Origin of the sequence: Terrabacter terrigena, assembly GCF_042676085.1 — a bacterium.
GTDB classification, from domain to species: Bacteria; Actinomycetota; Actinomycetes; order Actinomycetales; family Dermatophilaceae; genus Terrabacter; species Terrabacter terrigena.
Map to the genome: position 1 here is coordinate 16,564 of NZ_JBHTKH010000009.1, position 8,958 is coordinate 25,521.

Genomic DNA, 8,958 nt, shown 5'->3' on the forward strand with positions numbered 1-8,958 from the left:
GCCAGCTGTTGCGATGTGGTCGCGCCGGGCAGGCTACACGCCGGCGCCGACAGAGCTCGTCAGCGGTCGTTGACGAGGATGACAAGGGTGCGCTCGTCCTCGCGTCCCTGGTTCGTGATGATGTGGTTCGTCACGTCATACCGCGTGCCGGCCGTGCCGCCCGACAGCCACACGGTCGCCTTGCCGCCCACGACGGACTCCGCCGGCGAGCTCGCCTTCGTGAGCCCAGCCGGCACCGTCCACGTGGACGTCGTGATCGTCTCGGACGGCTGCAGCCAGGCGGTCCAGTCGACCGCGTAGTCGAGCTTCGCCTGCGGGTCCTTCTCCATGAGCTGCTCCTAGACGGTGAGGGCGATGCGGATGTCGGCCGGCACGCGCAGCGTCCGCGTCTCGCCGGCGACGACGAGGGTCCGCGACGCGGAGTCCGGGCGCACCAGCGGCGTCGTCTCGCGGGTGGCGATGACGGTGCGCACCTCGACCCGGACGACGAGGGTGCGCGCCAGCGGCGTGGGTGCCGGCGGAGTGAACGTGGGCGTCACCGTGGCCGCGACGTCGAGCTGCGCGGCCGCGAGGAGAAGGACGACGCCGGGGACGAGGCTGGTGCCGGTCGGCGCGATCGCCGCGACGGCGACGAGTGCGACCGTGCCGAGGGTTGTGCGGGTCGCGGTCGGGGCGATCGACGCAACGGCGACGAGGGAGATCGCGCCTGGCCTGGTGACGACGGCTGTGCCGGCGAGGGCCGCTGCGGCGGTGAGTGCGACCACGGCTGGCACGGTGTCGGTGGCGGCCGAGGCCAGGACGCCGGTGGCCACGAGCGCGGCCGCGGCGGTCTGGGTGCCGCCCGTCGCGGCGAACAGGACGCCTGCCGCGGTCAGGCCGGCTGCCCCTGCCCGGGTGATGGTGGCGGCGCCCGACAGGGCCGCTGTGGCGGTCAAGGTGACACTCGCGAGGACGGTGTCGGTGGCGGCCGCGCCGAGAACGCCCGCCGCGGTGAGGGCGACTGCGCCGAGCCGAGTGAGGGTCGCGGCTGCGCCGAGGGACCCGGTCGCGGTGAGGGATGCGGCGGCGACGTCGGTGACGGTGGCGATCGCGCCGAGGGTGCCTGTGGCCACCAGTGATGCCGCGCCCTGCGTGGCCGGCGGGGTCGCGACGAGGATGCCTGTGGCGGTGAGCGACGCGGCTGCTGGGACCGTGTCGGCGGCGGGGGCGCCGAGGCTTCCCGCGGCCACCAGGCCGGCACTCGCCGGCACGGTGTCGACGGCGGCGCCGCCGAGGCTGCCGGTCGCTGTGAGCGGCGCGGCGGCGGGGACTGTGTCGGTCGCGGCGGCACCCAGGGCGCCGGTGGCGACGAGGCCGGCCGCGCCCATGCGGGAGACAGTCGCGCTGCTCGAGAGGGTCCCGACGGCGGTGAGGCTCGAGGCGGCGTTGACGGTGTCGGTGGCGGCGGCACCGAGCGTGCCGGTCGCGACCAGGCCGGCCGCACCCGAGACGGTGGCCGGGCCCGAGGAGGCCGGAGCCGGACGGGTCCGGATCGGGCGGGACGGAAACCCACGCCCGAACCGAGGCACGCTAGGTCACTCCTCCCACTGCAGGTTCGCGGCGCAGTTCACGACCGCAGCCGACGTCACCCGCAGCCCGATCAGCGTCGAGCTCGGCAGGTACGCCTCACGCCCGAGCGGGATCTGCCAGAACTGGCCGGCCGTGTTCGGGACGTAGTACGTCTCGACGACGACCGGGGTGCCCGGCTCGACGGTGTCGTTCACCTTGCACGTGCACAGGGCGGCGCGCGCCTGGCCCTCGCCGTTGTACTTGAGCGGCGTGTACGCGGTGCCGGTGCCGGTGGTGGCGTACCGGACGAGCTCGACCTTGATGCCGGCGGCCGCCGCGGACGCGTCGAACGACACGGACGCGGCGACGATGCGGGCGGTGACGGTCGCGCCGGCGGCGACCTCGATGACGGTCTTCGCGGTGGCGGCGGCGAGCGCGACCGTGCCGTTGGTGGCGCCGTAGACCTCAGCCACGGCCGTCACCCGTCACCGGGTCGCCGCACTCGTGCAGCACGTCACCGTCACCGTTGGTGACTTTGACGCCGACGAGCTTGCCGCGGGACCACTGGCCGTGGACGAGGGCGCCGTCGGGGATCTTCGCGCCGTCGAGGGCGCACTCGTAGTCGCGGCCGTCGTCGGACAGCCGGGTCGGGGGAGTCTTGGGCACGGGAGGGCTCCTTCAGTAGGTGGAGGCGCGGGTGACGGCGAAGGTGCGGACCTGGCCACGCTGAGGTGGGGCGCTCGAGGCGGCGCCCGCGCGGACCTCGAGCGCGACGAGGTCGTAGTCCTGGCCGGTCGGGGCGGTGAGGTTCATCGTTTGTGACCCGGCAGACGCGAGGGTGTTGGTGGTCCGCCACTGGTGGTTCGTGGTGGCGGACGCCTGCTCGGCGATGATCGTCTGGCCGGTGCCGGCGGTGCCGGCCCCACGGTTGCGCTGGTCCGACGAGGCTGCGAAGACGTACGAGCCGACCAAGCAGGACGGAACCGTCAGTGACGGCGTCGAGTTGGCGGCGGCCAGGGCGGCTGTGTTGGCGAGCGAGCTCGTGTCCGCGCCGGTCAGCACCATCACCTTCATCAGCCGCACGTCACCGGACACGCCGTTGACGGTGACGGTGATGGCCGTGCCGTTCCCGACGCCGGTCCAGATCTCGGCGCCGCCGTCGACCGTGGACGCGCCACCGTCAGATGCCGCGTTCCGGTTCTTGCGGACCCGCCGCGTCCAGGTGATCGCGGTGCCCGTGTTCGTGATGGAGGTGATGGACTCGTCGGTGCCGCCGAGGGTGTCACCGGCGGAGTAGAGGACGACGAGGAGCGACCCGCTCGGCGGCGTGAACGACGCCGTCGTCGGCTGGCCGGCGGCGGCGATCGTCACGGCCGCCGGGGCCGACGCGTCGAGGGCGAGCGCCACGAGCTGCTACTTCCCGCCGCCCGGCTCGGCGGTGATCTGCACGGACACGAGGTCCTCTGCGGTGGTGAACCCGGTCGCCTGCTTGATCTGCCTGGCGGTGACGACGGTGTCACCGTCGGGCACGCCGGCGAGCCGCTTCGCCTTCTGCGGGTCCGACGGGTTGTCCCACACGATCACGCTGTAGACGCAGCCGGGGTCACGGTGGATGACGCCGCCGTCCTGGATGAGCCGGGTGACCTCGTCGAACGGGATCGTGATGGTGAGGTGGTTGTCCTGGTAGTCGCCGCCCGTGTCGTAGAAGAACGGGGACGTGATCGGAGGCAGCGGCATCAGAGGTCCGTCACCGTGAGCGAGCCGGACGGGATGGTGAACGTGTCGCCGGCGTTCGTGGTCTTCGACGCCGACAGCGCGCCCTGCCACTTCCGCTTCGGGGTCGCCGCGGAGTCCCACAACTCGACGCCGACGATGGTGGTCGCCGGCATGTTCGTCGTCGTGACGGCGGCGTTGCTGGCGGCCTGCCCGGTCGTCGTCGACGCGGACGCGAACGTGACCGACGGGGCGCCCGTGCCGGACGTGTACCCGCCGGAGGTGGCGAGCTCGGTGCCGTTCGCGGTCGCGGTGCCGTTCGCGGTCATATAGCGGACGCGGATCGGGGTCGTGGTGGCGACGAACGCGGCGGTCCCGAGGGACGCGTCGACGATGTTGGCCGCGTGGGCGGCGTCGAGGGCGGTCATGGCTCAGGCCTCCTGGCTGTCGAGCTTGGCGATGTGGGCGCGGAGCTTCGCGCCGCGGGTGCCGCCCTCCGCGGCGGTGATGATCGCCGCGACGCGGTCGTCCTGCATCAGGTCCGAGCGCAGGTCGTACGAGAGGCAGTCGTGGTGGAAGGTGCCGCCGTTGAAGACGTGCACCTTCGGGTGGTCGTCGATCTGGCCGCACTGGTCGCAGCGGGTCGCGTTCATGGCTTCTTCTTCCGTGGTGGGAGACGGTGGAGGAAATCGAGGGAGCGCATGATGACGCCGCCCCAGTAGCCGCCGAACCGGGACAGCAGGAGCCGGGTCCGGCGGCGCAAGGGGATCCGCTGCGCGACTGCCTCGAGGATGATCTTCTCGATGGCGGTCGCGATCGGACCCTTGGCTCTCATGGGTTCAGCCGCCCCAGCCCCACACCTTGCGGCGCGGCTTCGGGGAACCCATGTGCACGGACGGGCCGCTCGAGCGGCCGGTCGGCCCGTCAGGGTAGTTGACGTCGTCGCCGCGCCGGGGGGTGCTGGGTGGGACCGGCGTGTTCTGCTGGGCCTGGTAGCCGATGTACGCGCCGGCCGCCGGGTAGGCAGCGAGTAGCGCGACGAGGACGGCCGGCTGGGTCATGCCGGGCACGGCGCCGACGACGACCTGCCAGACGACGAGGATGCCGCCGAGCACCCAGAAGGCGGTGTAGAGCGCCTTGCGGATCTTCGGGTAGTCGCTCAGTGGGTTCACGGTTCTGTCTCCTTCGGGGGGTGGGCGCGGTGGTAGCCGCAGTCCGGGTCGATGACGAGGACTCGATGGGTGCCGTAGTCACGCCACTGCCAGATGCAGGGGCAGCGGGTTGCGGGCATCAGACGTTGAGCACGACGGCGTCGCCGCCGTCGGCGAGGAGGGCGGCGAGGTCGCTGTAGGTGAGCCGGTAGTGGCCGCGCAGCCCCCAGCTCGAGCCCCAGCTGTTCCGGACCAGCACCGAGTGGTCCGCGTCGTCGCCGCGGATGAGGGTCTCGTGGCCGCCGACGACGTTCCCGTCGGGGTGCACGAAGCCGTCCTTGTCGGGGCGGAACATCGACTGGTGCCACGAGATGCCGAGCATCACCGGCTTCAGCTGCAGCGCGCCGAGCAGCTGCTCGAGCCCGAACGCGTGCGACCAGGACGTGATGCGGCCCTGGTTGCGGAGGTACTTCGCGGCGCTGTTCGCGTCGGTGCCGGTGTCGTCAGGCGGATAGGTGCCCGAGAACGGGTCGCTGGCCGTGGTCGGGCCATACCAGTCGACGGCGTCCTGCTCGCGCATGAGCCGCTGGCCCTTGCGGTGGCTTCCGGCGGTGTTGAGCGCGTGCGCCGCAGCGTTGAGCACGCACGAGCCCAGCGCGTCCTCGCCACCAGGAGCGCGGATGCCCTGCGCGTGCAGGTTGCCTTGGTCGAGGACGGGTCCGTAGGTGCGGTGCGTGACCGGCCGGTGCGTGCCGGCGTACGAGGCCGGGTAGTCGAGGCTTCGGGGGTCGTGGTTGACCTTCCGGCCGAGGGCGTGCGTCACGGTGCGCCTCCTGGTGCTCGCGTGTAGTGGATGGCGACCTCGGCGGCCGCGGCGCCGCAGAGCAGCACCCAGCCGGCGAACGCGCAGGCGGCGACCTTGCCGGCGCGGGCGAGGCGCCGCTCAAGCTCGGGGCGCTGGTCGACGGCCTTCATGAGCCGATCCCGCCCGGGTAACCGTTCGCGGTGACGAACGCCTGGATCTCGTCGTTGAGAACGGCGGCGTCGGCGGCGGTGATGACGCCGATGATCCGGCCGAGCGTGTAGATGTCCACGTCCGACTTCGGGGTGCGGAACGTCTCGAGCATCAGCGGCCAGTCGCTGCCGTCGCCGTGCCGGGCGAGCCACTCCTGCACGAACCGCTGGCACTCGACGGCGCCCTCCTGCGGCGGCGAGATCTCGGGAGCGAAGACGCCTTTGAGCCGGATCCGCCACGTCTCCTGCTGCTTGTTCTCGCCGCCTCGGTCGACGATCGCGTAGACGGTGTCGCCGTCGTGCGCGAAGAGCGGCCGGATCCGCCACAGCGCCGGCGTCGGGTACCTCATGACGCGCCCCTGAGCCGTGCCAGGTCACCGGTCCAGTCCCGGTCGACCTGCGCTCCCGTCGAGTCGGGCGTGTAGGCGTACTGGTGGACGAGGACGGGCCAGCTCTTGCCGCTGCCGGGCTTCGGGTCGACGCTGCTGTGCTTCCCGACCGGCGCGATCTCGGCGAGCCACAGTGGGTACTCGACGAGCCCCTCCCACTGCTCGACGGTGCACGCCGTCCTCAGCTTCGGCAGCCACGCCCAGTTGGTGTAGACGGCCGGGGTGCGGCCGGTGCGGGCCTTCACCTGGTCGAGCCAGGAGAGGACGAAGTCGGGGGTGACGGCGGCCTCGACGTCGAGCGCCATGAACGGCACGTCCGGGCCGACGGTGGTGAGGAAGTGGTCGGCCTCGTCGAGGGCGAGGTGCCCGGGCTCGCAGTAGTGGTAGGCGCCGACGAACTTGTCGCCGGCGGCGTCGCGCCTGGTCGGCCACCCGGACGACACGTACGCGAGGCCCTGGGTGGCCTTGACGATGACGAACGCGTTGGTCGGGTCGGTGGTGAGGGCCTGCACCTGCGCGACGCTCTGGTAGCCGGACACGTCGACCCCGTATGCCGCGACGGGGGCTACGGGGTCGGGGCTTTTGGGAGTGACGCGACGACCCGGCGGGCGACCTCGTCCGCGACGGTGCCGACCTGGTCGGGCGAGATCGTCACCGGCGAGGCGTCGTCGGCGGCCATGTCGGCGAGGATCTGGTTCAGCTTCTGGCTGTAGTAGCCATACCGGCCGGACTCCGCGGAGCCGAGCCCGTCGATCGCGGCCTGCAAGGCGGCGTCGCGCGACGCCTCCTGGGCGATGAGCCGGTCGACGGCGGCCTTGGTGGCTACGTCGCGGGCTCGGTCGGCGTCGGTATACATCGCTTCCTCGATTCGGTTGATCTCGCCCTTGGCCCAGGCGATGCCCTGCTTCCACGTGCGGTAGGTCTTCGGAGGTGAGAGCGGGTCGCGGCCGGCTCGCCCGTCCGGGCCGAGGCCGTTGTAACCAGCTCGGACAGCGGTCGTCTGGTAGCGCGACGTGTTCGCGTTGTGCGGGCCGCCGGCGAGCACGCAGTGGGTGTGCTGACCACCGTCGGCGGGTGCCCAGTCACGCGGCCAGGTCGCCCAGGCACCCATCTCGCGGGCGAGCATGGCGCGGGCGTTGCCGAGGCCGCCGAAGTCGATCGTGTCGCCGGCCGCGTGCGTGCCGACGCTGTTCGGGTTGAGCCCGGTCGCCTGCCACACGACCGGGTGCCCGTAGCCCTTGAGCTCGCAGAGACGCTGGAACACGGGCGTCCACGCGATGAGGCAGTCGCAGGCGACGTGCCCGTCGAGAAGGCCGTAGCCGGGTGTGTTGGCGGTGGGGAGCACCATCAGACGTACCTCCTGGTCATGCGTAAGGCCCCGCACTGGGCGGGGCCTCGAGGGGTTCGGCTGCGTCGTCCGGCGGCGGGTGCTCGCCGCGGCCATGCGCGATCCGCTGGTTCGTTCGCAGGAGGTCGATCCGCACCCAGAGCTCGGCGGCCATGTAGACGAGCAGCACGATCTGCACGAGTGCGCCGCCGAGCATGACGGCGATCAGGGCGCGCATGCCGCCGAGGTTGAACGCGAGCGCCGGTAGCCACGCGAACGCGACGGTGAGGGTGAAGATGATGCCGAGGAGCCGCGACAGCCGGTACAGGTGCCGGCCCTCGGGGCTCTTCTTGATCGGCCGGTACATCCAGACGAAGACCCAGCACTCGAGCGCACAGATGACGTCGAGGAGCAGTCCGGCCATGAGGAGGCCGGGGATGGGCGGGGGCAGGTCGGGTGTCATCGGTCGTCCTCCTCGGGGGCCTGGAACGCAGCCGCCACCTTGTCGCCGAGGTGGTTCTCGTCGAGCTGCCGCTGGATCCGGGTGGCGAGCCGGTCGACGTGCGGCGTGGTCGCGTGCGCCTGCCGCAGAGCTCGCTGGGCGCGCTGCAGGCGCTCCTGGTCGAGCGCCTGGACGGCCGCGTGGTCCTCATCGTCGTGGCGCCACCAGAGGAGCCTCATCGCTTCGCCTTCGCGCCCAGGGCCTCGACGGCCGTCATGATCCGCACGAACGCCTCGCCGACGACCGACAGCTTGTCGATCTGCTCACGCTGCACGGTGATCGTCTGCTCTTGCTTGTCCTCGAGCTTGTCGCGGTAGGCGAGCTCGCGGCGGTGCGCTGCGCCCGTGACGAGCCGGTCGGTGGCGAGCATCCACCAGAGGACGACGAGCGACGTGAACCAGGCGCCGCCGGCGAGCAGCTGGGCCAGGGGAACGTCGCCCATCCGTTACGCCTCCGGGATGAGCCGCCGCAGCGGCCGGCTCGGTCGGTCGTCGGAGACCCGCTGGCCGGGGACCTCGTCGTCGGCACGGACGACGGTCCACGCGTCGCCGGGGTAGGGCGTGTCCTCGTTGCGGAGGAACACGCTGCCACGCTGGTCGCGGTACACCTCGCCGGGCAGGTAGACGGGCTCGGGCTTCTCTTGGATCTCCCAGCCGAAGCCGTCGTCGTCGCGGAGCGTTGCGGGGATCGTGACGGCGGTGCCGGCGTCGGTCGTCATGCCCATGCCGGCGGCGCTGAACCCGGTGACGGCGCCGACGAGGTAGACCTTGACGCGGTCGCCGGCGGACGGGAGCGGGCGGGGCATCAGTCGATCCGTCGCAGGACGAAGAAGGAGTCCTGCAGCAGCGACGTCTGGGTGGCGCTCGAGGTCTGCTGCGCCCACTGCAGCTTGAACGTGCCGCCGGTGCCGCCGACGACGAGCAGCCCGTGCATGTCGATGTACTCGGTGGCGCCCGCGAGCGTGCCCAGGCTGACGGTGGAGCCGAGCGAGGACGGGACGGTAGCGATGTTCGACTGGGACGTCGCGCCGACGACGAGGCCGATGGTGCGGTACGAGAGGGTGGCGCCTGCCGGGCCTTGCCAGGCGTACGTGATGCCCGGGGTCGCGGACGCGCTGGTGTATTTCAGCAGCGACTGGAACTGGTAGACGCTGTTCGCGGCGACCGTGGCGAAGAGGTGGTTGTCGTCGACGATCGTCACCGTCGACGCCTGCGAGAAGTTCGACGTCTTCCGTGCCGCGATCGAGTTGACGCAGTAGGTGTTGAGGTCGCTCGACGTGAGCAGCTCTTCGGGCTGAAACGACTTCATGGCCAT

Annotated in this window: 20 protein-coding genes; all 20 read right to left on the bottom strand. The window is 71.7% G+C overall.

What is annotated here, in order from left to right; translation table 11 throughout:
- Positions 1-59: 59 nt before the first annotated feature.
- The 20 genes from ACFQ2V_RS13945 to ACFQ2V_RS14040 all read right to left on the bottom strand — a co-directional run bounded on the left by ACFQ2V_RS13945 (position 60) and on the right by ACFQ2V_RS14040 (position 8,952).
- Positions 60-329 carry a phage fiber-tail adaptor protein gene (locus ACFQ2V_RS13945; RefSeq protein WP_386053433.1) on the bottom strand — a complete coding sequence of 90 codons (270 nt, stop codon included), beginning with the start codon at positions 327-329 and terminating at the stop codon, positions 60-62.
- Positions 330-338: 9 nt separating this feature from the next.
- Positions 339-1,568 (bottom strand): hypothetical protein, encoded by a 1,230-nt coding sequence (locus ACFQ2V_RS13950; protein WP_386053434.1) that lies wholly within the window; start codon positions 1,566-1,568, stop codon positions 339-341.
- 6 nt (positions 1,569-1,574) lie between these two features.
- Positions 1,575-2,021, bottom strand: a complete 447-nt coding sequence (locus tag ACFQ2V_RS13955) for a hypothetical protein (RefSeq protein WP_386053436.1) — start codon at positions 2,019-2,021, stop codon at positions 1,575-1,577.
- Entirely contained in the window at positions 2,014-2,214 is a 201-nt protein-coding gene (locus ACFQ2V_RS13960; protein ID WP_386053438.1) for a hypothetical protein, read from the bottom strand. Before ACFQ2V_RS13960 ends, ACFQ2V_RS13955 begins: the two co-directional genes overlap by 8 nt.
- Positions 2,215-2,226: 12 nt before the next feature.
- Positions 2,227-2,955: a hypothetical protein gene (locus ACFQ2V_RS13965; protein ID WP_386053440.1), complete on the bottom strand. Its 729-nt coding sequence runs from the start codon at positions 2,953-2,955 to the stop codon at positions 2,227-2,229.
- A 6-nt stretch (positions 2,956-2,961) separates the two neighbouring features.
- A complete protein-coding gene (locus tag ACFQ2V_RS13970; RefSeq protein WP_386053442.1) occupies positions 2,962-3,285 on the bottom strand; it encodes a hypothetical protein in 324 nt (107 codons plus the stop codon).
- Complete coding sequence (locus ACFQ2V_RS13975) at positions 3,285-3,689, bottom strand: phage tail fiber protein (protein WP_386053444.1); 405 nt, start codon at positions 3,687-3,689, stop codon at positions 3,285-3,287. The genes ACFQ2V_RS13970 and ACFQ2V_RS13975 overlap by 1 nt, the downstream gene beginning before the upstream one ends.
- A gap of 3 nt (positions 3,690-3,692) precedes the next feature.
- The gene (locus ACFQ2V_RS13980) at positions 3,693-3,914 is read right to left on the bottom strand and encodes a hypothetical protein (protein ID WP_386053446.1); all 222 of its coding nucleotides are present in this window, start codon (positions 3,912-3,914) and stop codon (positions 3,693-3,695) included.
- Positions 3,911-4,096, bottom strand: coding sequence for a hypothetical protein (locus ACFQ2V_RS13985; RefSeq protein ID WP_386053447.1), 186 nt, complete (start codon positions 4,094-4,096; stop codon positions 3,911-3,913). The genes ACFQ2V_RS13980 and ACFQ2V_RS13985 overlap by 4 nt, the downstream gene beginning before the upstream one ends.
- A 4-nt stretch (positions 4,097-4,100) precedes the next feature.
- Positions 4,101-4,433, bottom strand: coding sequence for a hypothetical protein (locus tag ACFQ2V_RS13990; protein ID WP_386053449.1), 333 nt, complete (start codon positions 4,431-4,433; stop codon positions 4,101-4,103).
- A 118-nt stretch (positions 4,434-4,551) separates the two neighbouring features.
- Positions 4,552-5,235 carry a hypothetical protein gene (locus tag ACFQ2V_RS13995; RefSeq protein WP_386053451.1) on the bottom strand — a complete coding sequence of 228 codons (684 nt, stop codon included), beginning with the start codon at positions 5,233-5,235 and terminating at the stop codon, positions 4,552-4,554.
- Positions 5,232-5,387: a hypothetical protein gene (locus tag ACFQ2V_RS14000; protein ID WP_386053452.1), complete on the bottom strand. Its 156-nt coding sequence runs from the start codon at positions 5,385-5,387 to the stop codon at positions 5,232-5,234. Before ACFQ2V_RS14000 ends, ACFQ2V_RS13995 begins: the two co-directional genes overlap by 4 nt.
- Positions 5,384-5,776, bottom strand: a complete 393-nt coding sequence (locus tag ACFQ2V_RS14005) for a hypothetical protein (RefSeq protein ID WP_386053454.1) — start codon at positions 5,774-5,776, stop codon at positions 5,384-5,386. The genes ACFQ2V_RS14000 and ACFQ2V_RS14005 overlap by 4 nt, the downstream gene beginning before the upstream one ends.
- On the bottom strand, positions 5,773-6,354 hold the full coding sequence (locus tag ACFQ2V_RS14010; protein WP_386053456.1) for a glycoside hydrolase family 25 protein: 582 nt from the start codon (positions 6,352-6,354) through the stop codon (positions 5,773-5,775). The genes ACFQ2V_RS14005 and ACFQ2V_RS14010 overlap by 4 nt, the downstream gene beginning before the upstream one ends.
- A gap of 26 nt (positions 6,355-6,380) precedes the next feature.
- Positions 6,381-7,163, bottom strand: coding sequence for a hypothetical protein (locus ACFQ2V_RS14015; protein ID WP_386053458.1), 783 nt, complete (start codon positions 7,161-7,163; stop codon positions 6,381-6,383).
- Positions 7,164-7,179: 16 nt separating this feature from the next.
- Complete coding sequence (locus ACFQ2V_RS14020) at positions 7,180-7,605, bottom strand: hypothetical protein (protein ID WP_386053460.1); 426 nt, start codon at positions 7,603-7,605, stop codon at positions 7,180-7,182.
- The gene (locus ACFQ2V_RS14025) at positions 7,602-7,823 is read right to left on the bottom strand and encodes a DUF7620 family protein (RefSeq protein ID WP_386053462.1); all 222 of its coding nucleotides are present in this window, start codon (positions 7,821-7,823) and stop codon (positions 7,602-7,604) included. Before ACFQ2V_RS14025 ends, ACFQ2V_RS14020 begins: the two co-directional genes overlap by 4 nt.
- Complete coding sequence (locus tag ACFQ2V_RS14030; protein WP_386053463.1) at positions 7,820-8,086, bottom strand: hypothetical protein; 267 nt, start codon at positions 8,084-8,086, stop codon at positions 7,820-7,822. The genes ACFQ2V_RS14025 and ACFQ2V_RS14030 overlap by 4 nt, the downstream gene beginning before the upstream one ends.
- A 3-nt stretch (positions 8,087-8,089) precedes the next feature.
- Positions 8,090-8,449, bottom strand: coding sequence for a hypothetical protein (locus tag ACFQ2V_RS14035; protein ID WP_386053464.1), 360 nt, complete (start codon positions 8,447-8,449; stop codon positions 8,090-8,092).
- Complete coding sequence (locus ACFQ2V_RS14040; RefSeq protein WP_386053465.1) at positions 8,449-8,952, bottom strand: hypothetical protein; 504 nt, start codon at positions 8,950-8,952, stop codon at positions 8,449-8,451. Before ACFQ2V_RS14040 ends, ACFQ2V_RS14035 begins: the two co-directional genes overlap by 1 nt.
- Positions 8,953-8,958 lie beyond the last annotated feature (6 nt).